At 72.3% G+C, this 25019-nt stretch carries 17 protein-coding genes; 13 read left to right on the top strand and 4 right to left on the bottom strand.

Annotated features, from left to right (window positions below):
* Nucleotides 1-6: 6 nt before the first annotated feature.
* The 3 genes from AB0R04_RS23735 to AB0R04_RS23725 are packed head-to-tail and all read left to right on the top strand — an operon-like array spanning nt 7 to nt 5431.
* A complete protein-coding gene (locus AB0R04_RS23735; RefSeq protein WP_363374344.1) occupies nt 7-1452 on the top strand; it encodes a SidA/IucD/PvdA family monooxygenase in 1446 nt (481 codons plus the stop codon).
* Nucleotides 1430-3253, top strand: a complete 1824-nt coding sequence (locus AB0R04_RS23730) for an IucA/IucC family siderophore biosynthesis protein (protein ID WP_363374342.1) — start codon at nt 1430-1432, stop codon at nt 3251-3253. Before AB0R04_RS23735 ends, AB0R04_RS23730 begins: the two co-directional genes overlap by 23 nt.
* 12 nt (nt 3254-3265) lie before the next feature.
* Nucleotides 3266-5431: an ATP-dependent DNA helicase gene (locus tag AB0R04_RS23725; protein WP_363374339.1), complete on the top strand. Its 2166-nt coding sequence runs from the start codon at nt 3266-3268 to the stop codon at nt 5429-5431.
* A gap of 156 nt (nt 5432-5587) precedes the next feature.
* On the opposite strand, the gene lexA is transcribed toward AB0R04_RS23725, so the two are convergent.
* Nucleotides 5588-6301 carry a transcriptional repressor LexA gene (gene lexA / locus AB0R04_RS23720; protein WP_244293672.1) on the bottom strand — a complete coding sequence of 238 codons (714 nt, stop codon included), beginning with the start codon at nt 6299-6301 and terminating at the stop codon, nt 5588-5590.
* Between the two features lie 524 nt (nt 6302-6825).
* Here lexA and nrdR point away from each other — a divergent pair.
* The 7 genes from nrdR (at nt 6826) to AB0R04_RS23685 (ending at nt 17136) form a co-directional block, all read left to right on the top strand.
* Nucleotides 6826-7323: a transcriptional regulator NrdR gene (gene nrdR / locus AB0R04_RS23715; protein ID WP_063349343.1), complete on the top strand. Its 498-nt coding sequence runs from the start codon at nt 6826-6828 to the stop codon at nt 7321-7323.
* A gap of 204 nt (nt 7324-7527) precedes the next feature.
* Complete coding sequence (locus AB0R04_RS23710; protein WP_363374336.1) at nt 7528-10410, top strand: vitamin B12-dependent ribonucleotide reductase; 2883 nt, start codon at nt 7528-7530, stop codon at nt 10408-10410.
* A gap of 172 nt (nt 10411-10582) precedes the next feature.
* The gene (locus AB0R04_RS23705; RefSeq protein ID WP_363374428.1) at nt 10583-11347 is read left to right on the top strand and encodes an NAD(P)H-binding protein; all 765 of its coding nucleotides are present in this window, start codon (nt 10583-10585) and stop codon (nt 11345-11347) included.
* Between the two features lie 374 nt (nt 11348-11721).
* Nucleotides 11722-13065: an ABC transporter substrate-binding protein gene (locus AB0R04_RS23700; protein WP_363374333.1), complete on the top strand. Its 1344-nt coding sequence runs from the start codon at nt 11722-11724 to the stop codon at nt 13063-13065.
* 209 nt (nt 13066-13274) lie between these two features.
* The gene (locus AB0R04_RS23695) at nt 13275-14297 is read left to right on the top strand and encodes a sugar ABC transporter permease (RefSeq protein ID WP_063349345.1); all 1023 of its coding nucleotides are present in this window, start codon (nt 13275-13277) and stop codon (nt 14295-14297) included.
* Nucleotides 14294-15241, top strand: coding sequence for a carbohydrate ABC transporter permease (locus AB0R04_RS23690; protein WP_363374331.1), 948 nt, complete (start codon nt 14294-14296; stop codon nt 15239-15241). The genes AB0R04_RS23695 and AB0R04_RS23690 overlap by 4 nt, the downstream gene beginning before the upstream one ends.
* A 377-nt stretch (nt 15242-15618) precedes the next feature.
* On the top strand, nt 15619-17136 hold the full coding sequence (locus AB0R04_RS23685; RefSeq protein ID WP_363374329.1) for a DUF4173 domain-containing protein: 1518 nt from the start codon (nt 15619-15621) through the stop codon (nt 17134-17136).
* Between the two features lie 116 nt (nt 17137-17252).
* On the opposite strand, the gene AB0R04_RS23680 is transcribed toward AB0R04_RS23685, so the two are convergent.
* Entirely contained in the window at nt 17253-18794 is a 1542-nt protein-coding gene (locus AB0R04_RS23680) for an MFS transporter (RefSeq protein ID WP_363374426.1), read from the bottom strand.
* Between the two features lie 372 nt (nt 18795-19166).
* On the opposite strand from AB0R04_RS23680, the gene AB0R04_RS23675 reads away from it, so the two are divergent.
* The 3 genes from AB0R04_RS23675 to AB0R04_RS23665 all read left to right on the top strand — a co-directional run bounded on the left by AB0R04_RS23675 (nt 19167) and on the right by AB0R04_RS23665 (nt 21403).
* A complete protein-coding gene (locus tag AB0R04_RS23675; protein ID WP_363374326.1) occupies nt 19167-19718 on the top strand; it encodes a TetR/AcrR family transcriptional regulator in 552 nt (183 codons plus the stop codon).
* 209 nt (nt 19719-19927) lie between these two features.
* Complete coding sequence (locus AB0R04_RS23670; protein ID WP_063349349.1) at nt 19928-20626, top strand: ribonuclease HII; 699 nt, start codon at nt 19928-19930, stop codon at nt 20624-20626.
* A 99-nt stretch (nt 20627-20725) separates the two neighbouring features.
* Entirely contained in the window at nt 20726-21403 is a 678-nt protein-coding gene (locus tag AB0R04_RS23665) for a hypothetical protein (protein WP_363374323.1), read from the top strand.
* A 222-nt stretch (nt 21404-21625) separates the two neighbouring features.
* On the opposite strand, the gene AB0R04_RS23660 is transcribed toward AB0R04_RS23665, so the two are convergent.
* Together AB0R04_RS23660 and AB0R04_RS23655 are read right to left on the bottom strand one after the other, a co-directional pair.
* Nucleotides 21626-22324, bottom strand: a complete 699-nt coding sequence (locus tag AB0R04_RS23660) for a hypothetical protein (protein ID WP_363374320.1) — start codon at nt 22322-22324, stop codon at nt 21626-21628.
* A gap of 359 nt (nt 22325-22683) precedes the next feature.
* Nucleotides 22684-24879 carry a RecQ family ATP-dependent DNA helicase gene (locus AB0R04_RS23655; protein WP_363374317.1) on the bottom strand — a complete coding sequence of 732 codons (2196 nt, stop codon included), beginning with the start codon at nt 24877-24879 and terminating at the stop codon, nt 22684-22686.
* Nucleotides 24880-25019: the final 140 nt, after the last annotated feature.

The raw sequence follows: 25019 nt of genomic DNA, 5'->3' as shown, positions 1-25019 counted from the left end.
ACCCCCGTGGACACCCCAGCACCCCAGCCGCCGTACGACCTGCTCGGCGTCGGCATCGGCCCCTTCAACCTCTCGCTCGCCGCGCTCGCCGCGCCCGTCCCCGGCCTGCGCACGCTCTTCTGCGACCAGCGCCCGGAGTTCCGCTGGCACCCCGGCATGCTGGTGGACGGGGCCCGGATGCAGGTGCCGTTCCTCGCCGACCTGGTCTCCCTCGTCGACCCGACCAACCCCTGGTCCTTCCTCAACTACCTGCGCGACCAGGACCGGCTCTTCCCGTTCTACTTCGCCGAGCGCTTCCAACTGCCCCGCCGCGAGTACGACCACTACTGCCGGTGGGCCGCCGAACGGCTCGCCAACTGCCGCTTCGGCACCGAGGTCACCGCCCTGCACTGGGAAGCCCCGCACTTCCGGGCCGAGCTGACCGACACCGCGACCGGGCGGCGGACCGAGGTGCACGCCCGCAACCTCGCCCTCGGCGTCGGCACCCGGCCCGTCCTGCCCGAGGCCTTCACCGCCCTCGACGGCCACCCGCGCGCCTTCCACTCCGCCGACTACCTGGACCGCCGCGGCGACCTCGCCGGTGCCCGGGACATCACCGTGGTCGGCAGCGGGCAGTCCGGCGCCGAGGTCTTCCTCGACCTGCTCCGGCGCCACGACGGCGACGGCGTCCGGCTGCGCTGGCTCACCCGGACCAGGGCGCTCGCGCCGATGGAGTACTCCAAGCTCGGTCTGGAGCACTTCACCCCCGACTACACCCGCTACTTCCACAGCCTGCCCGAAGCCGTCCGGGACGCGCTGGTCGCCGCCCAGTGGCAACTGCACAAGGCCGCCAGCGCCGAAACCCTCGCCGAGATCCACGACCACCTCTACGAACGCACCATCGGCCGCCCGATCGACACCGCCCCGGTCGACATCACCCCCGGCACCGCCGTCACCGAAGCCCGCCCCGGCCCCTGTGGCGGCCTCGAACTGCACTGCCGGCACGGCGACTCCGGCGTCGAACACGTCCTGCGCACCGACGCCGTGGTGCTCGCCACCGGCTACCGGGCCGCCCGGCCGACCGCGCTCGAACCGCTCGCCCGGCTGATCGACTGGGACGGGGACGGGCGCTACCGGGTCGACCTCGACCATCGGGTCGCCACCCGGCCCGAACTCACCGGCGGCCTCTACGTCCAGAACGCCGAACTGCACACCCACGGCGTCGGTGCCCCCGACCTGGGGCTCGGCGCCCACCGGGCCGCCGTGATCCTCAATGCCGTCACCGGCCGGACCGTCCACCGGCTGCCCGCCCGCACCGCCTGGACCGGCTTCGCGCCGCCCGGGACCGCCCCCGCCCCGGCGGGCGCTGCCGCGGGCGCCGCCGCGGCTGTTGCCGAGGGCACCCCCACCGAGAGCACCCCCGCCATCCCCCGTCCCCAGGAGCTGACCCGTGCCGCAACCGTCGGCCGCTGAACCGCCGTTGTACCTGCCCCCGCACCTGACCGCCGGGCACTGGCGGCGGGCCGGGCGCACCCTGCTGGCCAAGATGCTCGGCGAGTTCGCCTACGAGGAACTGCTCACCCCCGTCCGCGCCGCCGCCGACGGCGAGTACCTGCTCTGGCTGCCCGAGGCCGAGTACCGCTTCACCGCCCGCCGCGGCGCGTACGGAAGCTGGCGGGTCGACCCGGAGTCGGTCCGCTGCTCCGACCCGGACGGCCTCGACCCGCTGCGCTTCCTCCCGCACGCCCGGCACGCCCTCGGCCTGCGCGGCGAGACCACCGGCCACCTGATCCGCGAACTCACCGCCACCCTGACCGCCGACGCGCACCAGCTCGCCACCGCGCTCACCGCCGCCGAACTCGCCGACCTCGACCACCCCGCCCTGGAGGGCCGCCAGGACGGCCACCCCTGGATCGTCCCCAACAAGGGCCGGATCGGCTTCTCCGCCACCGACGCCGCCCGCTGGGCCCCGGAGGCCCGCACCCCGCGCCCGCTGCCCTGGATCGCCGTCCACCGCCGGCTCGCCGAGTACCGCGGCGTGCCCGGCCTGGAGCGGCCCGAGCAGCTGTACGCCCGCGAACTCGACGACCCGGACGCGCTGCGCGCCGCCCTCGGCCCGGCCGCCGCCGACTACCTGCTGCTGCCCGTCCACCCCTGGCAGTGGGACGAGACGATCGTCCCGCTGTTCGCGCCCTGGATCGCCTCCGGCGAGATCGTCCCGCTGCCCTCCGACGGCGACCCACGGCTGCCCCAGCAGTCCATCCGCTCCTTCTTCAACACCGCCCACCCCGAGCGCTGCACCGTCAAACTGCCGCTGTCCGTCCTCAACACCCTGGTCTGGCGCGGCCTGCCCACCGAACGCACCCTCGCCGCGCCCGCCGTCACCGCCTGGATCCACGGCCTGCGCGACGCCGACCCGTACCTGCGCGACGAGTGCCGGGTGATCCTGCTCGGCGAGATCGCCTCCGTCACCGTCGACCACCCGCTCTACCGCGAGCTGCCCGAGGCGCCCTACCAGTACAAGGAACTCCTCGGCGCGATCTGGCGCGAACCGCTCGGCCCCTTCCTGGCCGGCGGCGAACGCGCCCGCACCCTGGCCGCCCTGCTGCAGACCGGCTCCGACGGCCGGGCGCTCGCCGCCGAACTGATCGCCCGCTCCGGGCTCACCCCCGCCGCCTGGACCGGCCGGCTGTTCGGCGCGGTGCTGCCGCCGCTGCTGCACTTCCTCTACCGGTACGGGCTGGTCTTCTCCCCGCACGGCGAGAACGCCATCGTCGTCTTCGACGAGCACGACGCGCCGACCCGGCTCGCGGTCAAGGACTTCGTCGACGACGTCAACCTCAGCGACCAGGACCTGCCCGAACTGCGCGACCTGCCCGCCGAGGTCGACGACGTCCTGCTGCGGGACGGCCCGCAGGGGCTCTGCCAGTTCCTCCACTCCGGGCTGTTCATCGGCGTCCTGCGCTACCTCGCCCCGCTGCTGGAGGCGCAGACCGGACTGCCCGAGGCCGAGTTCTGGGCCCTGCTGCGGGCCGAGATCCGCCGCTACCAGGACCGTTTCCCCGGCCTGGGCGAGCGCTTCGAGCTGTTCGACCTGTTCCGGCCGCGGATCGACCGGCTCTGCCTCAACCGCAACCGGCTGCTGCTCGACGGCTACCAGGACCGCCCGCACCGCCCGCACGCCGCCCGGTACGGGACCGTCCCCAACGCCCTGGTGACCCTGGAGGCGGATCTTCCCGGGCGACGGAGCCGGATTGTCACCCCAGCCCCGTAGGCTGGGAGGGTCATGACGAACGACTCCGAAACCCAGCTCCCCGGCGAGACCGAGCTCCCTGGCGAGGACGGCGGCGCCGCCGCCGACGTCGAGGAAGCCGTCGCCGTTCCGCGCTCCCGCATCCCCGACCTGCTGCACGCCGCGGTGGCGGCCGTCGGCGGCGTCGAGCGCCCCGGTCAGGTCCGGATGGCCGAGGCCGTCGCCGACGCCGTCGACAACGCCGAGCACCTGCTCGTCCAGGCCGGCACCGGCACCGGGAAGTCCCTCGCCTACCTGGTGCCCGCGCTCGCCCACGGGGACCGCGTGGTGGTCGCCACCGCCACCCTGGCGCTGCAACGCCAGCTCGTCGAACGGGACTTGCCGCGCACGGTCGAGGCGCTGCACCCGGTGCTGCGCCGCCGCCCGCTGTTCGCGATGCTCAAGGGCCGCTCCAACTACCTGTGCCTGCACCGGGCCAACGAGGGCACCCCGAGCGACGAGGGCGAGGGCCTGTTCGACGCGGCCGAGGCGCTCGGCGGGCCCGCCAGCAAGCTCGGGCAGGACGTGCTGCGGCTGCGCGAGTGGGCCGACGAGAGCGACACCGGGGACCGGGACGACCTCAGCCCCGGCGTCTCCGACAAGGCCTGGGCCCAGCTGGCGGTCACCTCCAAGGAGTGCCTGGGCGCCACCCGCTGCGCGTACGGGCAGGAGTGCTTCGCCGAGAAGGCCCGGGAGCGGGCCAAGCTGGCCGACGTCGTGGTCACCAACCACGCGATGCTCGCGATCGACGCGATCGAGGGCGCGCCGGTGCTGCCCGAGCACGGGCTGCTGATCGTCGACGAGGCGCACGAACTGGTCAACCGGGTCACCGGCGCGGCCACCGCCGAGCTGACCGTCGGCGCGGTCAACCGGGCGGTCAAGCGCGCCGCCCGGCTCGCCAACGAGAAGGCCGTGGACGCCTTGCAGGCCGCCGCCGAGAACTACCACGGCCTGATGGAGACCGCCCAGCCCGGCCGGGTCGAGGAACTGCCCGAGTATCTGGCGTACGCGGTCACCTCGATCCGGGACGCCGCCCGCCAGGTGATCAGCTCGCTCGGCGAGACCCGCGACAAGGGGCTCAGCGACGAGGACGCCGTCCGCAAGCAGGCGATGGCCTCCGCCGAGTCGCTGCACGAGACCGCCGAGCGGCTGCTGGAGGGCTCCGAGTACGACGTGGTCTGGATCGAGCGCAGCGACCGCTTCGGCATGGGCACCGGCTCGCTGCGGGTCGCGCCGCTCAGCGTCTCCGGGCTGCTGCGCGAGGGCCTCTACAAGGAGCGCTCGGTGGTGCTCACCTCGGCCACCCTCAAGCTCGGCGGGGACTTCAACGGCGTCGCCGCCTCCGTCGGCCTGCCCTCGGACTCCCGGCTGCCGGACCAGCGCACCCCCGGGGACAATCCTTCGGCCGGGTCCGGGTCCGGGTCCGGGTCCGGGTCCGGCTTCGGCGAGGACGCGGTGCCGCACTGGCGCGGCATCGACGTCGGCTCGCCGTTCAAGTACCCCAAGCAGGGCATCCTGTACGTCGCCCGGCACCTCGCCGATCCCGGCCGGGATCCCGAACGGCCCGACATGCTGGACGAGTTGGCGGAGCTGATCGGCGCGGCCGGCGGGCGCACGCTGGGCCTGTTCTCCTCGATGCGCGGCGCCCAGACGGCCGCCGAGGCGCTGCGGGAGCGGCTGGACAACCGGATCCTGCTCCAGGGGGAGGACACCCTGGGCGAGTTGATCCGGGAGTTCGCCTCGGACGCGTCCACCTGCCTGTTCGGCACGCTCTCGCTCTGGCAGGGCGTGGACGTGCCCGGCTCGGCCTGCCAGCTGGTCGTGATGGACCGCATCCCGTTCCCCCGGCCGGACGACCCGCTGATGAGCGCCCGCCAGAAGGACGTCGAACAGCGCGGCGGGAACGGCTTCATGGCCGTCGCGGCGACGCACGCGGCGCTGCTGATGGCGCAGGGCGCCGGCCGGCTGGTGCGCGCGGCCGAGGACCGGGGCGTGGTCGCGGTGCTCGACCCGCGGGTGGAGACCAAGCGGTACGGGAGCTTCTTCCGCTCCTCGATGCCCGAGTTCTGGTACACCACGGACCGCAACCAGGTGCGCCGCTCGCTGGCGGCGATCGATGCCTCGGCGCCGCCGGTCAAGCCGGTGGTGAAGCGGGGTTGAGCGGTGCCGTGATCCAGGGCTGAGTGGTGCGGTGATCCGGGGCTCCGTCCACCCCCCCCCGGGGCCGAGGCGGGGCCCGGAAGCCCCCTGGAGACGCCGGAGGGGCTCCCCGCGACCACGCGGTGGAGCCCCTTCCCGCTGAGTGCGCGCGAGGCGTCAGAGGCGGCGCAGGACCGCGACGACCTTGCCCAGGATGGTCGCGTTGTCGCCGTTGATCGGCTCGTACGCCGGGTTGTGCGGCATCAGCCAGATCCGGCCGTCCTCGCGCTTGAGCCGCTTGACCGTGGCCTCGCCGTCGATCATCGCGGCCACGATGTCGCCGTTCTCGGCGACCGGCTGGCGGCGCACGGTGACCCAGTCGCCGTCGCAGATGGCCGCCTCGATCATCGAGTCGCCGCGCACGGTGAGCGCGAACAGCTCGCCCTCGCCGACCAGCTGGCGGGGCAGCGGGAAGACGTCCTCGACCGTCTGCTCGGCCAGGATCGGGCCGCCGGCGGCGATCCGGCCGACCAGCGGCACGTACGAGGTGGACGGCCGGCCGGCCGTCTCGGCGGTGTTCGGGCGGGCCACCTCGACGCCGCGGACCTCGTAGGCGCGCGGGCGGTGCGGGTCGCGGCGCAGGAAGCCCTTGCGTTCCAGGGCCATCAGCTGGTGGGCGACCGAGGAGGTGCTGGACAGGCCGACGGCCTGGCCGATCTCGCGCATGGACGGCGGGTAGCCGCGGCGCTGGACGGAGTCCCGGATGACCTCGATCACGCGGCGCTGGCGCTCGGTGAGGCCGGCCTCGTCGGTACGGATGCCGGGGGGGCGGCCGGGCAGCGCGCGGGTGGGCGCCTGGTGGGCGTCGTCGATCGCGGGGGAGTGTTCGATCGGCTGGTCGGGAACGCGGCCCGTGCTGGAAAGGGCCGGGCCGGAGAGGCGCTGGTCTTCGCTACGGTCCATGCTGATGTCCACGCTCTGCTGATTCGTGGTGCGCTGCCCCACCTTGAACTGGGAGTGTTCCTGCACCGGGATGGTGTTGCTTTCGATGGTGTTCACGGCGGCCCCTCTCGACGGCTGTCCTCTCCCCTTTTCCAGCCCAACGCCCCTCCTATCGAAAGGTTGCGCCAAACACACGTTCGAGTGAATTATTCGAGAGTTGGCTGACTCGATCAAGGCTTTGCTGTACATCGAGACTGTGCGTCGAGTAAATGTTCGACCAGATCTCGACTTCGGCAGTCTAATCGGTGCCGACACGCCAGGGGTGTCGCTTCCCCCGGAGACCTACATCTAGTGGTTACAGTCCTCTCCGTGCCCAGTACTAGTGGTTACGGCGCATGATCAGCTTGCCGAGGCCGGGGTCGCATCGCATAGACTCAACAGGTCCGCACGTCCTGCCAGGGAGGGATCCTCAGGTGCACTGCCCCTTCTGCCGGCACTCCGACAGCCGTGTTGTCGACAGCCGGACCAATGAGGACGGCAGCTCGATCCGCCGTCGTCGGCAGTGCCCGGACTGCGGCCGCCGCTTCACCACCGTGGAGACGGCCGCACTGATGGTCATCAAGCGCAGCGGGGTCACCGAGCCCTTCTCCCGGGAGAAGGTCATCACCGGCGTCCGCAAGGCCTGTCAGGGCCGCCCGGTCACCGAGGACGCCCTCGCCCAGCTCGGCCAGCGGGTCGAGGAGTGCGTGCGCGCCACCGGCAACGCCGAGCTGACCACCCACGACGTCGGGCTGGCCATACTCGGCCCGCTCAAGGAACTCGACGTGGTCGCCTTCCTGCGCTTCGCCAGCGTGTACCAGGCGTACGACGGACTGGAAGACTTCGAGGCCGCCATCGCGGAACTCCGCGCCGAACGGCCCGTCCCCGAGGCGGACGGCACCTGCGTGCCCGTCGCCGCCGCCGCGCCCTAGGAGGCGCCGGCACCCGGCCCCCTGGCGGGCCTTGCTGCACCAACGGGTCCCACGGGGCCCACGCATGCCCGAAAAAAGGGCACAGAACACAACAAACCGTGCGCAAGCAGGCGAGGTCTCCGCCTGCCCGCACACCGGAAGAACGAACCAGCGGTGCCCGGACTTTTCAGGGCACTTCGGGCGTTTGCCCAGGAGGAGGAAGAAGTGACAGACACCACGAGCGGTTCCGCACGCGGGTCGAAGTCCGACAAGACCACGGCCAAGGGCGGCGGCAAGGCCCCCAAGGGCGGTCTGCCGATCGGGCGCATCTACACCACTCCTGGCGTGCACCCGTACGACGAGGTCCGCTGGGAGCGCCGCGACGTCGTCATGACGAACTGGCGCGACGGGTCCATCAACTTCGAGCAGCGCGGCGTCGAGTTCCCCGACTTCTGGTCGGTCAACGCCGTCAACATCGTCACGTCCAAGTACTTCCGCGGCGCCGTCGGCACTCCCCAGCGCGAGTGGAGCCTCAAGCAGATCATCGACCGCGTGGTGCTCACCTACCGCGCCGCCGGCGAGAAGCACGGCTACTTCGCCACCAAGGACGACGCCGAGATCTTCGAGCACGAGCTGACGCACGCCCTCCTCCACCAGGTGTTCAGCTTCAACTCACCGGTCTGGTTCAACGTCGGCACCAAGCAGCCCCAGCAGGTCAGCGCCTGCTTCATCCTGTCCGTCGACGACTCCATGGAGTCGATCCTCGACTGGTACAAGGAAGAAGGCATGATCTTCAAGGGCGGCTCCGGCGCCGGCCTCAACCTCTCCCGCATCCGCTCCTCGAAGGAACTGCTGTCCTCCGGCGGCAACGCCTCCGGCCCGGTCTCCTTCATGCGCGGCGCCGACGCCTCCGCCGGCACCATCAAGTCCGGTGGCGCCACCCGCCGCGCGGCGAAGATGGTCGTGCTCGACGTCGACCACCCCGACGTCGAGGCCTTCATCGAGACCAAGGTGAAGGAGGAGGAGAAGATCCGCGCCCTGCGCGACGCCGGCTTCGACATGGACCTCGGCGGCGACGACATCACCTCCGTCCAGTACCAGAACGCCAACAACTCCGTCCGCGTCTCCGACGAATTCATGACCGCCGTCGAGAACGGCACCGAATTCGGCCTGCGCGCCCGGATGACCGGCGAGGTCATCGAGACCGTCGACGCCAAGAAGCTGTTCCGCAAGATGGCCGAGGCCGCCTGGGCCTGCGCCGACCCCGGAATCCAGTACGACTCCACCATCAACCACTGGCACACCTGCCCGGAGTCCGGCCGCATCAACGCGTCCAACCCCTGCTCCGAGTACATGCACCTGGACAACTCCAGCTGCAACCTCGCCTCGCTGAACCTGATGAAGTTCCTGCGCGACGACGACTCGTTCGACGCGGACACCTTCGCCAAGGTCGTCGAGCTGGTCATCACCGCGATGGACATCTCCATCTGCTTCGCCGACTTCCCCACCGAGAAGATCGGCGAGACCACCCGCGCCTACCGCCAGCTCGGCATCGGCTACGCCAACCTCGGCGCCCTGCTGATGGCCACCGGCCACGCCTACGACAGCGAGGGCGGCCGCGCCCTGGCCGGCGCCATCACCTCGCTGATGACCGGCACCGCCTACCGCCGCGGCGCCGAACTCGCCGGCGTCGTCGGCCCGTACGACGGCTACGCCCGCAACGCCGCCCCGCACCAGCTGGTCATGAAGCAGCACGCGGACGCCTCGCTCGCCGCCGTCTCGCTCGACGAGCTGGACGCCCCGGTCTGGGCCGTGGCCAACGACACCTGGCAGGACGTCCTGCGGATCGGCGCGCAGAACGGTTTCCGCAACGCCCAGGCCTCGGTGCTGGCCCCCACCGGCACCATCGGCCTGATGATGGACTGCGACACCACCGGCGTCGAGCCGGACCTGGCGCTCGTCAAGTTCAAGAAGCTCGTCGGCGGCGGCTCGATGCAGATCGTCAACGGCACCGTCCCGCGCGCCCTCAAGCGCCTCGGCTACCAGGACGAGCAGATCGAGGCGGTCGTCGCCCACATCGCCGAGCACGGCAACGTGGTGGACGCCCCGGGCCTCAAGGCCGAGCACTACGAGGTCTTCGACTGCGCGATGGGCGAGCGGGTCATCTCGGCCATGGGCCACGTCCGGATGATGGCCGCGATCCAGCCGTGGATCTCCGGCGCGATCTCCAAGACCGTCAACATGCCGGCCTCCGCGACGATCGAGGACATCGAGGAGATCTACTTCGAGGCGTGGAAGATGGGCGTCAAGGCGCTCGCCATCTACCGCGAAAACTCGAAGGTCGGCCAGCCGCTCTCGGCGAAGAAGAAGGACTCCGAGGCCAAGGCCGAGGAGGCCCCGGCCGCCGCGGTCCAGAAGGTCGTCGAGTACCGCCCGGTCCGCAAGCGCCTGCCCAAGGGCCGTCCGGGCATCACCACCTCCTTCACGGTCGGTGGTGCCGAGGGCTACATGACCGCCAACTCCTACCCGGACGACGGCCTCGGCGAGGTCTTCCTCAAGATGTCCAAGCAGGGTTCGACCCTCGCGGGCATGATGGACGCCTTCTCCATCGCCGTCTCGGTCGGCCTGCAGTACGGCGTGCCGCTGGAGACCTACGTCTCGAAGTTCACCAACATGCGCTTCGAGCCGGCCGGTCTGACCGACGACCCGGACGTGCGGATGGCGCAGTCGATCGTCGACTACATCTTCCGCCGCCTGGCGCTCGACTTCCTGCCGTTCGAGACCCGCTCGGCGCTCGGCATCCACTCCGTCGAGGAGCGCCAGCGCCACCTGGACACGGGCTCCTACGAGCCGCTGGAGTCCGAGGAGCTCGACACCGAGTCGCTCGCCCAGTCGGCCCCGGTGGTCGCCACCCCGGCCCCCGCCGTCCAGGCGCCCAAGGCCCCCAAGGCCTCCCCGGCGCAGGCCCACAACTCCACGGAGCTGATGGAGATCCAGCTCGGCCTCAACGCCGACGCCCCGCTCTGCTTCTCCTGCGGCACCAAGATGCGCCGCGCCGGCAGCTGCTACCTCTGCGAGGGCTGCGGCTCCACCAGCGGCTGCAGCTGACCGCCGGTACTGACCCCGCGCGGGTGAGCCACCGCTGAGGCGGGGCGAGGACTTCACGTCCTCGCCCCGCCTCTTCTCGTTGTCCGGGCACTTCGCGGACGCCGATGTCACGGATGGGGGCGGTGGGCGGTCGGTAGGGGTGACGGTGTTCGGCGGAAGGAGTGGTGTGGTGATGGGGACGGTGCTGGTGACCGGGGCGACGGGGGTCCTGGGGCGGGAGGTGGTGCGGCTGCTGGTCGCGCGCGGGGTGGCGGTGCGGGGGCTGAGCCGGCGGGTGCGGAGCGGGGGCGCGGGGGTCGAGTGGGTGGTCGGGGACCTGGTGGCCGGGGAGGGGATCGCCGGGGCGGTGGCGGGGGTCGAGGTGGTGGTGGACTGCGCGACCACGGTGGGGCGCAAGGACGTGGCCGCGGTCCGGACGCTGGTGGCGGAGGCCGGGAGGGCGGGGGTGCGGCACCTGCTGTACGTGTCGATCGTCGGGGTCGACCGGGTGTCGATCCCGTACTACCGGGCGAAGTTCGCCTGTGAGCGGGTGGTGCGGGAGTCGGGGCTGGGGTGGACGGTGCTGCGGGCGACGCAGTTCCACGACCTGTTGCTGAGGATCTTCGACGTGTCGGCGCGGCTGCCGGTGTTCCCGGTGCTCGGCGGCGCGCGGGTCCAGCCGGTGGACGTACGGGAGGTGGCCGCGCGGGTGGCGGAGCTGGTGGGGGAGGGGCCGGCCGGGTACGCGCCGGAGGTGGGCGGGCCGCGGGTGCGGCCGTACCGGGAGCTGGCCGAGGCGTACCTGCGGGCGTCGGGTCGGCGGCGGGTGCTGCTGCCGGTGCGGGTGCCGGGGGCCTCGGGGCGGGCGCTGCGGGCGGGCGGGAACCTCGCGCCGGAGCGGGCGGTGGGCCGGGGGAGCTTCGAGGAGGTGTTGGCGGAGCGGTTCGGCGACCGCTGATGTCAACCAGGGTTGCGTCGACCGCCGGCCGGACTGACGGTCGGTCAAGAGGTGTGGCCCCGCCAGGGTTTCCGGGCGGGGCCGTCGTATCTGTCGCGCGGAGGCGGAGGTCGCGGAGGTCGCGGCCGGGATGCCGGCGGATGAAGGTCGACGTGGACCTTGGCGGCGGCTGGCGGCTGCGTTAACGTCATCGGATCGGTTCGTCCGTCGCCCTTCGCGATCTCTGCACGCCCGTCTCCGGTACAGCGCGATGTCGTTCAGCCCACCGTCGGCAGCATGCCCTGGCGAGGAGGACCGCATTGACCCTCAACCCGACCGCGCCGTCCGAGAGTTCCGGCTATCGCGGTTCTGGTCACCGTAGTTCCGGCCGCCGCTTGGCCGCCGTACCCGCCCTGCTCGCGGCGCTGGCCCTGACCGCGGCCTGCTCCAACAGCTCCGGCGGTTCGGGTGGCGGTGGTGACGCGGCGGCCCCGTCGCTGTCCGGTGACTGCGCCAAGTACCAGCCGTACGCCGGGCATTCGGGCACCACGGTGACGATGTTCGCCTCGATCCTCAGCCCGGAGTCGGACAACCTGGAGAAGTCCTGGGCCGAGTTCGCCAAGTGCACCGGCATCAAGATCAGTTACGAGGGCTCGAACGACTTCGAGTCCCAGCTGCCGGTCCGGGTGGCCGGCGGCAACGCCCCGGACTTCGCGATCATTCCGCAACCGGGCCTGCTGGCGCAGATGGTGAAGAGCGGCAAGGTGGTCAAGCCGCCGGCCCAGACGGTCACCAACGAGGACCGGTGGAGTCCGATCTGGAAGACCTACGGCTCGGTCAACGGCACCTTCTACGCGGCGCCGATGAGCGCCAACATGAAGTCGCTGGTCTGGTACTCGCCGAAGGCCTTCAAGGCGGGCGGCTACGAGGTGCCGAAGACCTGGGCGGACCTGATGGCGCTCAGCGACCGGATCGCCAAGTCCGGTGGTGCCAAACCCTGGTGCGGCGGCATCGCCTCGGGCACGGCCACCGGCTGGCCGGCCACCGACTGGCTGGAGGAGGTGGTGCTCGGCACGTACGGCGGTGACGTGTACGACCAGTGGGTCGGCCACCAGGTGAAATTCTCCGACGAGAAGATCACCACCGCGATGAAGACCGTCGCCGGCTGGATGCAGAACCCGGCCTGGGTCAACGGCGGTTACGGCGACGTCAAGTCGATCGCCACCACCACCTTCCAGGACGCGGGCGCGCCGGTCCTCACCGGCAAGTGCGCCATGCTCCAGCAGGCGTCGTTCTACGAGGCGCAGTGGCCCAAGGACACCAAGGTCGGCCCGGACGGCGACGTGTTCGCCTTCCACCTGCCCGCGGTGAACCCGGCGATCCCCAACCCGGTCGAGGGCGGCGGCGAGTTCCTGGCCGCCTTCTCCGGCCGGCCCGAGGTGCAGGCGGTGCAGAACTACCTGTCCAGCTCGGACTGGGCGAGCAGCCGGGTGAAGACCGCGACGGGCTGGGTCTCGGCCAACCAGGGCGTGGACAAGAGCCTGTACACCGACCCGATCGACCGGCTGTCGGCGGACGCGCTGACCGACCCGGCGGCGACCTTCCGCTTCGACGGCTCCGACCTGATGCCGGCCGCCATCGGTGCCGGGCAGGAGTGGAAGTCGCTGACCGCCTGGTTCGCCGAGGGGCAGTCGATCCAGAAGACCGCCGCCGACATCGACGCCGCCTGGCCGCAGTAGCCGCACGGCCGCAGTGGGCGCCTGGCTGTAGTGGGCGCTTGGCCGCAGTGGGCAGACGCCCGCAGTAGGCGCCTGGCCGTAGTGGGCGCCGAGCCGGACTCGTGCCGGGCCAGGCCGGGCGCCGTTCAGGACCACCTGTCGAGGGCGGTGCGGGGCCACCCACCCGCACCGCCCGCCCCTTCCCACCAGAACAGGAGGGACGCACCGTGATGTCCGTACCCGGAACCCCTTCACCGGTCACCGCGCTCGCCACCGGCTCCTGGGGCGACGCGGCGGTCAAGTTCGGCAACAGCCTCGGCGCCGTCGCGGGCTTCCTCGGCATCCTGCTGCTGGTCTTCTTCGCCGCGGGCCGGGCCCGGGGCCGGCTCTCCCGCCCGCTGTCGGTGGTGGTGTTCCTCGGCCCGGCCGCGGTGCTGCTGCTGGTGGGCCTGGTCGTGCCGCTGATCCGCACGGTCTATCTGAGCCTGCAGAACGCCGACGGCAGCGGGTTCGTCGGCGGCGAGAACTTCGGCTGGGCGTTCACCACCGACTCGGTGCAGAAGGTGCTGGTCAACACGCTGCTCTGGCTGGTGGTCGCGCCGTTGGCGGCGACCGGCCTGGGCCTGGTGCTGGCGCTGCTGGTGGACCGGATGCGCGGCCAGGCGGTGTACAAGTCGCTGATCTTCATGCCGATGGCGATCTCGCTGGTCGGCGCCTCGATCATCTTCAAGTTCGTCTACGAGTCGCGTGGACCGGGCCAGTCGCAGATCGGCCTGCTGAGCCAACTCGCCATCGCGGTGGGCTGGGACGATCCGCCGAACTGGATGCTCTCGCAGCCGTTGAACACCTTCCTGCTGATGGCGGTGATGGTCTGGGTGCAGACGGGCTTCGCGCTGGTGGTGCTGTCGGCGGCGATCAAGGCGATCCCCGACGAGGTCACCGAGGCGGCCCGGCTGGACGGCGCGCAGGGGGTGCGGCTGTTCTGGTACGTCACGGTGCCGATGATCCGCACCACGGTGGTGGTGGTGCTGACCACCATCATGATCATCACGCTGAAGGCCTTCGACATCGTCCGCACCATGACCGGCGGCAACTTCGGCACCCAGGTGCTGGCCAACGAGATGTACTCGCAGTCCTTCGTGCAGTTCAACACCGGGCGGGGCAGCGCCCTCGCGGTGATCCTCTTCCTCGCGGTGCTGCCGTTGGTGGCCTACAACATCGTCCAGCTGCGGAAGGAGCGTGCGGTCCGATGAGCGCACCGCACGACAGGCCGGCCCGCGCGATGAGCGCGCCGCACGGCAGCCCGGTCCGGAAGGCCTTCAGCAGCCCGCTGGCATCGGTCTTCGTGATCGCGGTGACCGTCCTGTGGACGATCCCGACGGTGGGCCTGCTGGTGACCTCGCTGCGCCCCAAGCAGGACGTGACGGCGAACGGCTGGTGGAACGCCTTCCTCCACCCGGATCTGGGCCTGGGCAACTACCACACGGTGCTGTTCGAGGGCGGCTCCGGCGTCTCCACCGGGCTGATGCCGTTCCTGGTGAACTCGCTGGCGATCAGCGTCCCGGCCACCCTGTTCCCGCTGGTGCTGGCGGCGATGGCGGCGTACGGGCTGGCCTGGGTGCGGTTCCGGGGGAGCGACACGGTGTTCTTCGCGGTGTTCGCGCTCCAGGTGGTGCCGATCCAGATGGCGCTGATCCCGCTGCTGCGCCTCTTCTCCGGCGGCGCGCACCTGGGCTCGCTGACGCTGATCCCGGCGGTGGACCTGAAGGGCAGCTACGCGCCGGTGTGGCTGGCGCACACCATGTTCGCGCTGCCGCTGGCGGTGTTCCTGCTGCACAACTTCATCGCCCAGCTGCCGCGGGACCTGATGGAGGCGGCGGTGGTGGACGGGGCCTCGCACTTCAAGATCTTCCGTTCGATCGTGCTGCCGCTGTGCACCCCGGCGCTGGCCTCGTTCGCGATCTTCCAGTTCCTGTGGGTCTGGAACGACCTGCTGGTCGCGCTGACCTTCGCGGGCGGCACGCCGGAGGTGGCGCCGATGACGGTCCGGCTGGCGCAGCTGTCCGGGTCCTTCGGCGGGCGGTGGGAGCTGCTGACGGCCGGGGCGTTCCTGTCGATCATCGTCCCGTTGATCGTCTTCTTCAGCTTGCAGCGGTACTTCGTCCGGGGCCTGCTGGCCGGGTCGGTGAAGGGGTAGCGGAGGGGTGGTGGAGGGGCCCCGGGAGGGGTGTGGGAGGGCCGCGGGAGCGGTGCGGGAGGGCTCCGGGAGCGGTGGCGGGAAGGCGGGCCGAGGTTTCTGAACTTGTTCAGAACTGAGTTTTGAACCTGTTCAGAATGGTCTACAGTCGGCTGCAGCCGCGGCGCCGAGCGCGCCCGACGGCGGACTGCCCCAAGGGCGGCTTCCGCATGCCCACCGACCACCGAGGGGGACTCATGTCCGGCCCGTCCACGCCCGCCCTGGCCGACCTGCCACCCGAGCCCGGACCCGCGGCACATGGACCCGCGGCACATGGACCCGCGGCACATGGACCCGCGACGCCCGGACCCGGACCAGGCCCTCATTGGGGGTCCGGCATGTCCGCGCCGCCGCACCCCGGGTGGCTGCGCCCGAGCGACCCCGAGCGCAGGGCGGCCGCCACGCCCCGGGTCCTCCTCCTGGCACTGCTCACCGGCCTGCTGACGGCCTGGCTGCTGTTCGACGGCGTGGGCGTCAACCTGCTGATCTGCGCCGGGGCCACCGCTGCCGCGGCCGGTCTCGCCGCCCGGTCGGCGGGCCGCCGGATCCGGCCCTGGACGGTGGTGTGGAGCCTGCTCGCCGTCGCCCTGCTCGCCGTCCCGGCGCTCTGGGAGGCGGGCTGGCCGGTGACGCTGTCCATCGGGTGTGCACTCGGCCTGGCCTCGCTCGCGCTGCACGGCGGCCGCCGCTGGGCGGGCGTCCTGCTCCCCCTGCCCGCCGTCCTCTGGCAGCTGCCGCCCGGCGCGCTCTGGCTGAGGGACGGGCTGCGCGGCCGGAGCCTGCCCCACCGGGGCCGGATCGTCCCGGTGCTCAAGGCGCTCGCGGTCGCCGCCGTCCTGCTGACCGTCTTCGGCCTGCTGTTCGCCGGTGCGGACGCCGCCATGGCGGACCTGCTGGGCAGCCTCAGCCCCAGCCTCGACCTCCGCGGGCTCCCGCTGCGCGCGGTGCTGTTCGTGCTGGGGGCGCTCACCGCCCTGGGCTTCGCCCACATCGCGGCCGGGCCCCGCCGCTGGGACCGTACCGTCGTCCGGCCGGGCCGGGCCCGCCGCCGACTGGAGTGGGCGCTGCCGCTGGTCGCGCTCAACCTGATGTTCGGCGCCTTCGCGGTGATCCAGGCCCTGGTGGTGCTCGGTGGCGCCGACGCCGTCCTGCGCAACACCGGGATGAGCCGCTCCGAGTACGCCCGGCAGGGTTTCTGGCAGCTGAGCGTGATCACCGCGCTCACCCTGGTCGTGGTGGCGGTCGCCAAGCGCTGGGCCCCGCGCAGCACGCCCGCCGACCGCCGGGTGGCGCGGATCCTGCTCGGTGCGCTCTGCGTGCTCGCCCTGGTCGTGGTCGCCTCGGCGCTCGGCCGGATGTGGTTCTACGTCGACGCCTCCGGCCTGACCAGGCTGCGGCTCTGGGTGCTGGTGGTCGAGGGCTGGCTCGGTGTCGTCCTGCTGCTGCTGATCACCGCCGGGCTGACCCGCTCGGCGGGCTGGCTGCCCCGCGTCGTCGTCCTCAGCGGCATGCTCACGGCGGCGGTGTACGGGCTGATGGGCCCGGACGCGATCATCGCCGAGCAGAACGTCGCCCGCTTCGAGCGGACCTCCCGGATCGACCTGCGCAACGTCCGCGACCTCTCGCCGGACGCCGCCCCCGCCCTGGACCGGCTCCCCGCCGTCCAGCGGACCTGCGCGCTGCAGCTGATCCGCGCCGGGCTGGAGAACCACCCCGGGCCGGCCTGGTACGCCACCAGCGCCTCCGCCGCCCGGGCCCGGGAGATCCTGGCGCAACGGCCGCTGGTGGACCAGTTGGAGGAGGGGCGTACCTCCTGCGAGCGGGCCGGGATGAGGTACCAGGACCTCTGGCCCTGACGCCCGGGCCTGCCTCGGAGTCGGGGCGGGAGCCGGGGCCGGGAAACGCGGCCGGGCCGGCCGGGAGCGTGCTGCTCCCGGCCGGCCCGGTGTGGTGCGGTGTGCCCTGGTCGGGCTCAGTGCATCGCGACGCCGGAGGCCCCGCTCGGCAGGTCGCTGGCCTTGGCCTTGATCACGAAGACCGAGACCACCAGCGCCAGCCCGGCGAGCACGGCGCCCACGATGAAGCCGTGCGAAATCCCCTGGGTGAGGACCGAGTTGGCGGCGTCGGTGCCCTTCGGGAACTCGTGGTGCTGCTGGAGGTAGGCCAGCTGGTCCGGAGTGGCCGACTGGAGGAACTTCGGCTGCTGGAGCTTGCCCTCGGCGGTGGCGTAGTGCGCGAAGACCGTGGTCAGGATCGAGAGGCCGAGCGAACCGCCGATCTGCTGCATGGAGTTCAGCAGGCCGGATGCGGCGCCGGTCTCCTGGCCGGGGACGCCCGCGACCGCGAGCAGCATCACCGGGACGAAGATCAGGCCCATGCCGAAGCCGAAGATGACCGTGGGGCCGAGCACCCCGTCCAGGTAGCTGCTGTCCTTGCTCATCTGGGTGAGCCAGGTGAGGCCGACGGTGACCAGCAGGGCGCCGCCCGCCATGAACGGCTTCGGGCCGTACTTGGCCTGGAGGCTGGAGGCGAGCTGCGCGGCGATGATGATCGACACGCTGATCGGCAGGAAGGACACACCGGCCTTCAGCGGGCTGTAGCCGAGCGGGCCCTGCACGAAGAGCGTGATGTAGAAGAAGATGCCGAACATGGCCGCGGCCAGGCAGAGCATCATCACCAGGCCGCCGGTGCGGTTGCGGTTGGCGAGCAGGTGCAGCGGGGTGATCGGCTGGTCGGTGCGGTTCTCGATCACGACGAACGCGGCGAGCAGCAGCACACCGCCCGCGAAGGAGCCGAGCGTGATGCTGTCCGACCAGCCGTCCGAGGCCGCCCGGATGAACCCGTAGACCAGGCCGACCAGGCCGAGCGTCGAGGTGAGTGCGCCCGGAAGGTCGAAGCGGCCCGCGTGGCGCTCGGACTCGGCGATGTAGCGCGGTGCGGCGAACGCGATCAGCGCCGCGATCGGCACGTTGACGAAGAAGACCCAGCGCCAGTCCAGGTACTCGGTGAGCAGACCGCCGGCCAGCAGGCCGATCGCGGCACCGGACCCGGCCACCGCCGAGAACACGCCGAACGCCTTGTTGCGTTCCGGCCCTTCCTCGAAGTTGGTGGCGATCAGGGCGAATGCCGTCGGTGAGCAGATCGCGCCGCCGATGCCCTGGAGCGCGCGGGCGGCCAGCAGCATCCCGCCGTCCTGGGCGAAGCCGCCCAGCAGGGAGGCGAAGCCGAACAGCAAGGTCCCGAAGATGAACACCCGGCGGCGACCGAGGATGTCGCCCGCGCGCCCGCCGAGCAGCAGCAGCCCGCCGAAGGTCAGCGTGTAGGCGTTGATGACCCACGACAGGTTGGTGGTGGAGAAGTTCAGCGCGTCCCTGATCTGCGGCAACGCGATGTTCACGATGGTGGCGTCGAGCACCACCATCAACTGCGTGGCCGCGATGACGGTCAGGGTGATGCCCTTGCCCCGGCCCTGGCTGCTCTGTGGTGGTGAGTTCTTGCTGATCGTGTCGGAGATAGCCACGATTGTGCCCCCTGCTGGCTATGTGCCTGGCTGCGTGCTTCGTACGCTGCGGACCGACTGGTCCGGCGTGAGCCCACGGTCTGGCGCGGGCTAGGAAGGAACGGGATCGTTCACTAATGTGGACGATATCCTGGGCCTGATTGTGAACGCAAGCGTTCCCTAAGGATGGTGGCGATGGATCGGTTGGTGCGGCGTCTGACGGCGGACCGGGCGACCGGTCGGGCGGGCGCCCGACCGCTTGAGGCGGCGGACGCGCCCCCGTCACCCGCGGCGCCACCGGGAGCGGCGCCCGAGCCGGCGGCTCACTGCCCGATGCGGGTCGCCCGCGAGGCCCTCACGCGACCGGTGCGGCGCCGGGGGAGGGAGTTGGAGAACGCGATCTTCGAGGCCACGATCGACCAGCTCACCTCCGGCGGATACGCGCGGCTGACGATGGAAGGCGTCGCCGGCGCGGCGCGGACCGGGAAGGCCGCGCTCTACCGGCGCTGGGCGTCCAAGGACGAACTGGTCATCGACGCCCTGGACGCCACTCTCCCACGCCCCTACGACACCCCCGACCTCGGGTCCGCCGATCTCGAATTGCGGCAGCTCATCGAGGTGTTCATGGGCGCGATGAACTCCCCGACGGGCGCCGCGATCCAGACGCTGATGGGCGAGATCGACCATGAACGGGCCGAGGTGTTCAAGGACTTCATCGGCCAGCGGGTGATCGAGCCGACCAAGGAGACCATCCTGGCGATCCTGCGCCGCGGCGCCGACCGGGGCGACGTCCGGCCCGGCGCGGCCACCGCACTGGTCGCGGACGTCGTCCCGGCGATGCTGCTCTACCAGGTGAAGATCTGCGGCCGGGAGAACATGGGGCCGGACTTCGGGGCCCGGCTGCTGGACGAGGTGCTGCACCCGCTGATCCGCGCCTGAGGACGGCTGAGGCTCCGCGGGCGGGGCTGCCGGCCGGTTGGCGCCGACGGTTGGTGCCGAGCGGCTCGGGCGGGCTGCCGGGGTGAGCGGTGCGGGCGGGCGGCCTGGTGGGCGGGCTGCCTGCGGCCGGCCCGGGCGGCTGAGCGGAGGGGCTTAGGCTGGATGCTGCCCAGCTGAACGGGCTGCCCCTTCGCCGAACGGAACTCGCGATGCCCATCGTCCCGCCGACGCACTCCGTCGAGCGCTCGCTCCGCCGCGCCGGCGCCAAGATCGTCGTCGGCCTGGACGAGGTCGGGCGCGGCGCCTGGGCCGGCCCGGTCACCGTGGGCGCAGCCGTCACCGGTCTGCGCAAGGCCCCGGAGGGGCTGACCGACTCCAAGCTGCTCACCGAACTGCGCCGCCGCGCGCTCGCCCCGGTCCTCGCCGACTGGGTCACCGCCTACGCGCTCGGCCATGCCTCGCCGCAGGAGTGCGACGAACTCGGCATGACGGCGGCGCTGCGGCTGGCCGCCGTCCGCGCGCTGGAGGCGCTGCCGGTCGAGCCCGACGCGGTGATCCTGGACGGCAAGCACGACTACCTGGGCGGCCCCTGGCAGGTGCGTACGGTGATCAAGGGCGACCAGTCCTGCATCTGCGTCTCCGCCGCCTCGGTGCTCGCCAAGGTCCACCGCGACGGGCTGATGGCCGAACTCGGCGAGGAATGCCCGGAATACGGCTTCGCGGACAACGCCGGCTACCCGTCCCCGGTGCACCGTGCCGCGCTGGAGGAGTTCGGCCCCACCGGGCATCACCGGCTCTCCTGGGCATACCTGGACGCGCTGCCGAAGTGGCGGCACCTGAAGCGCGTCCGGGACGTCGCGGGTGCGGCCGAAGGCTCCGCCGACGAACAGTTGACGCTCGGTTTCTGACGGTCCGTCTGGAATTGCCTGGGTGGGGCGATGGGTGTGCGGTGCCCAATGGGTGGGGTGCGCGTGCGTGTTCGAGCGGCATTTGATAGATATCCGGGTATGCCTGTCTTCCCCGAGGAGTCGGAGATTCACGAGAGCCTCCCGGGCCCCGGCGTTCCCTTCCCCCGCGAGTCGGACGCACAAGCCCTCCGCGCGCCTGCCAACGGCGGCGCTTCTTCCACCGCACCCACCACCGTCGCCGCCGTTCCGGTGCCCGGCCCCCGTCCGGCACCGCCGCGCCCGACACCCCCGCGCGCCGACCGCTCCGGTCCGCCGCGACTGATCCCCAAGCCCCCGCCGGCGCAGCGCCGTTCGGGCGGCGCCGAACCGCAGGTCGAGATCCAGCGCGTCGCCGCCACCCCGGCGCAGGCGCTGGAACGCGCGGACGACGCGGTCGACCGACTGCTGGACGCCGGCCGCAACCCGGGCGACATCCTGGTGCTGACGGTCGGCGAGGCGCACCCCTGGCAGCAGCACGAACTCTCCTTCGGCGAGGAGCGCTACTGGGCGCAGCTCGCCGAGGGCGGGGACGTGTTCTACGCGGACGTCGCGCTGACCCGCCCGGTGCGCCGGGAGGTGGTCGTCCTGGTGGTCAACGGCGGGACGGCCGCCCGGGCCGCCGAGGCCCACGCCAAGGCGCTCGGCCACACGACCGCGCTGCTCGTGGTCTGCGGTGACGCCGGCCCGGTCGCCACCGGGGCGGCCGGAACCGCGCCCGGCCGTTCGATCAGCGCCTGACCACGACCGAGCCACCCCGGGCCCGGCGCCGCACGGTGCCGGGCCCGGGGTCCGTCGTACCCCGGTGCGGCGAGGGCGTACGGTCCGGGGCGCGGCCGACCCGTGGCCGGGCCCGGGCCCGCCCGTGCCTGGTCTTGGTGTCGGCTGTCGGGCCTTCGGGTCGGCCCCGGTTGCGGCGTCGTCCGCGACCGTGACGTCGTCTGTGGTCGCGACCCGTGGGTGTCAGCGGGTGCCGGTGCGCCGGGCGGGCTGGACGGCGGCGACCCGCGCCGGGGGCCACGGGTGCTCGGACTGCCGGGCGTGCTGGGCCCGTTCGGCCGCCTGGTGCCGGGCGCGCTGGCCGCGCGGGGCGTCCAGCGCCGAGCGCGGCGGCAGTTCCGTGACGGTGTGCACCACCCCGTCCGCCCACGAGCCCGCGTGCGGATCGCGTCCGCTCCGGCCGTCCCCGAGGACGTGCCAGCCCGCCGGGGTCAGCCCGATGTACGAGCCGCAGCGCAGCCCGTGCAGGACGGCCGCGTCCCGCAGCGCCCACATCCAGGCGCCGTCCTGCTCGGTCCAGCCGGGCGCGCCCTCGCGGCAGCGCAACAGCACGGCCGTGCGGGTCGGTTCGGCCAGCCGCAGGTCGTGCGGGGTGACCTGGCGCAGGTGTGTGAGCAGGGCGTTGCGGTGCTGCCAGCCGTCGGTGTCGTGTGGCCAGGGCGTGAACGAGGCCGAGGCGGACACGTGGTGTAGCGCGTTGAGGACGGCGATCACGACCGTGCCCGGCTGGGGCAGGTGGCGCTGGTGCAGCTCCACGACGAACTCGCGCGGGTCGCGCAGCAACGGGATCCCCGAGGTGGTCCAGGTCTCCAGGTCCAGCAGCCGTCTGGGCGCCGAACTCCGGGCGAGGGGATGCTGACCTCGGCCGATACCGTTGATCACGATCCTCCTTCCTGACCCACTGGCACGCGGGTACGTGGGTACGCCGAAGGCCGGGTCCAGCGGACAGGGTTTCGGGTACGCGCCAATTCTCGCGGTATCCGGGGTGGAGCGGCAACGATGAAACGATGAACGCCACCCGAAAGCCCACGTTCCGCCGGATATGTTCCACCGCGTTCCGAGCGTCGTTCGGGCGGCGTTGGACCTTGATCCAGACTGTGTGCGGGGTCCGGTGAACCGCCATCGGCACGGTGACCACTCCTTTCCCCGCTCCGGCGTCCCGCGTGTTCGCGAGGGGGCTGCTTTCTCCCTTCGTTAGGCCATTCGAGTGATGGGTGGAATGGCGGCCCACTGCCGCCCGGTCACCCCTGCACGGCCAGCACCAGGGGCAACACCGCGCTCGCCCCGGCACGGCGCAGCAGCCTGGCGGCCACGGTGACCGTCCAGCCCGAGTCGACGAGGTCGTCCACCAGTAGCACCGGCCCGCCGGCCTCGGCCACCGCCTGCGCCACCTCCGGCGGCAGCGTCAGCGCGCCGGCCAGCGAGTGCAGTCGCTGGGCGCTGTTGCTGCGCGCGCCGTGCGGGGGCCGGCCGTCGACGTACTCGATCCGGCCGAGCAGTGGCAGCCGGCCGATCTCGGCGATCCGCGCACCGAGGCTGCCCACCAGCTGGGGGCGGGTCGAGGAGGCCATGGCCACCACGCCGACCGGCCGCTCCAGCCGGGTGCCGTCCGCCGTCGCGGGCCCGGCCCAGCCGCCGGGGCCGCGGGCCCAGTCGGCGAGCACCGCGACCAGGGCGTCCACGGCCTCGCCGGGGACCGGTACGTCCGGGGCCTGGTCGGCCAGCAGGGCGCGCAGCCGGTTGCCCCAGCCGATGTCGGACAGCCGGCCGAGCGCCCGCCCGTTCTCGGCCTGCTCGCCCGCCGGGATCCGGCCCTTGAGGGGCACGCCGAGGGAGTCCATCCCGGTGGGCCAGAGCCGGCGCGGCTCGAAGCTGATGCCCGGGCGGCCGAGGGCGGCCCGGGCCGCGTCCAGCGCCTCGGCGGAGACCTCGGCGGTGTGCAGCGGCCCCGCGCAGTTGTCGCACCGGCCGCACGGACGGGCCTGCTCATCGTCCAGCTGGCGCCGCAGGAACTCCATCCGGCAGCCGGTGGTCGCCGCGTACTCGCGCATCGCCCGCTGTTCGGCCTCGCGGGAGGCCGCGACCTTGGCGTACCGGGCGGTGTCGTACGCCCAGTTCTGCCCGGTGGCCGTCCAGCCGCCCTTGACCCGGCGGACGGCGCCGTCCACGTCGAGCACCTTGAGCATGGTCTCCAGCCGGGTGCGGCGCAGGTCCACCCGGGGCTCCAGCGCGGCGGTGGACAGCGGGCGGCCGGCCTCGGCCAGCGCGTCGATGGTGCGGCGCACCTGCTCCTCCGGCGGGAAGGCCAGCGAGGCGAAGTAGCGCCAGATCGCCTCGTCCTCGCGCCCGGGCAGCAGCAGCACCTCGGCCCGGTCGACGCCGCGCCCGGCCCGGCCGACCTGCTGGTAGTAGGCGATCGGCGAGCTGGGTGAGCCGAGGTGCACCACGAAGCCCAGGTCGGGCTTGTCGAAGCCCATGCCCAGTGCGGAGGTGGCGACCAGCGCCTTGACCCGGTTGGCCAGCAGGTCGGCCTCGGCGGTGCGGCGCTCGGCGTCCTCGGTGCGGCCGGAGTAGGAGGCCACTGGGAAGCCCCGCTCGCGCAGGAAGGCCGTCACCTCTTCGGTGGCGGCCACCGTCAGGGTGTAGACGATGCCCGAGCCCGGCAGCCGGTCGAGGTGGTCGGCGAGCCAGGCCAGCCGGTGCGCCGGGTCGGGCAGGGCCAGCACGCCCAGGGTGAGGCTCTCCCGGTCGAGCGGCCCGCGCAGCACCAGGGCGTGCTCGTCGGTGCTGCCGGTGCCGAGCTGTTCGGCGACGTCCGCGGTGACCCGGGCGTTGGCGGTGGCGGTGGTGGCCAGCACCGGGACGCCGGGCGGGAGCTCGGCGAGCATCGTGCGCAGCCGGCGGTAGTCGGGGCGGAAGTCGTGGCCCCAGTCCGAGATGCAGTGGGCCTCGTCGACCACGAGCAGGCCGGTGGAGGCGGCGAGCTTGGGCAGCACCTGGTCGCGGAAGTCGGGGTTGTTCAGCCGCTCGGGGCTGACCAGCAGGACGTCGACCTTCCCGGCGGAGACCTCGGCCTGGATCTCGTCCCACTCGTCGGTGTTGGCCGAGTTGATGGTCCGGGCGTGGATGCCGGCCCGGGCCGCCGACTCGACCTGGTTGCGCATCAGGGCGAGCAGCGGGGAGACGATCACCGTCGGCCCGGCGCCCCGGGCCCGGAGCAGGGCGGTGGAGATGAAGTAGACCGCGGACTTCCCCCAGCCGGTGCGCTGCACGACCAGGGCGCGGCGGTGGTCGACCACGAGGGCCTCGATGGCCGTCCACTGGTCCTCGCGCAGGACGGCGCCGGGCCCGGCGAGCTCGCGCAGGACGGCCTCGGCCCGCGCCCGGACCTCGGCGCGGTCGGCGGTGGCGGTGGTGTGGTTCTCGGGCTGCTGCATGGCGTCCATGTAACCCCGAGCCGCTGACATGAGGCGAATGCCGTGGCTGCGGAGAGGTGGAGGCCGGATGTATTTCATCAGCTCCTCAGCTGAACGGCCGCCGACTAATCACCCAGGGGAGTGGGCGCGGTGTGCTCCGA

The organism is Kitasatospora sp. NPDC056731 (assembly GCF_040687675.1).
Taxonomy (GTDB): Bacteria; Actinomycetota; Actinomycetes; order Streptomycetales; family Streptomycetaceae; genus Kitasatospora.
The sequence above is the reverse complement of the archived record's forward strand: the minus strand, read 5'-3'. Positions and strand labels throughout refer to the sequence as shown.

Bases quoted from the DNA above. Each gene is read 5' to 3' on its own strand.
- AB0R04_RS23725 (WP_363374339.1), top strand. From the start codon at position 3,266: ATGACGAACGACTCCGAAACCCAGCTCCCCGGCGAGACCGAGCTCCCT.
- AB0R04_RS23705 (WP_363374428.1), top strand. From the start codon at position 10,583: ATGGGGACGGTGCTGGTGACCGGGGCGACGGGGGTCCTGGGGCGGGAG.
- AB0R04_RS23695 (WP_063349345.1), top strand. From the start codon at position 13,275: ATGTCCGTACCCGGAACCCCTTCACCGGTCACCGCGCTCGCCACCGGC.
- AB0R04_RS23690 (WP_363374331.1), top strand. From the start codon at position 14,294: ATGAGCGCACCGCACGACAGGCCGGCCCGCGCGATGAGCGCGCCGCAC.
- AB0R04_RS23685 (WP_363374329.1), top strand. From the start codon at position 15,619: ATGTCCGCGCCGCCGCACCCCGGGTGGCTGCGCCCGAGCGACCCCGAG.
- AB0R04_RS23670 (WP_063349349.1), top strand. From the start codon at position 19,928: ATGCCCATCGTCCCGCCGACGCACTCCGTCGAGCGCTCGCTCCGCCGC.
- AB0R04_RS23665 (WP_363374323.1), top strand. From the start codon at position 20,726: ATGCCTGTCTTCCCCGAGGAGTCGGAGATTCACGAGAGCCTCCCGGGC.
- AB0R04_RS23655 (WP_363374317.1), bottom strand. From the start codon at position 24,879: ATGCAGCAGCCCGAGAACCACACCACCGCCACCGCCGACCGCGCCGAG.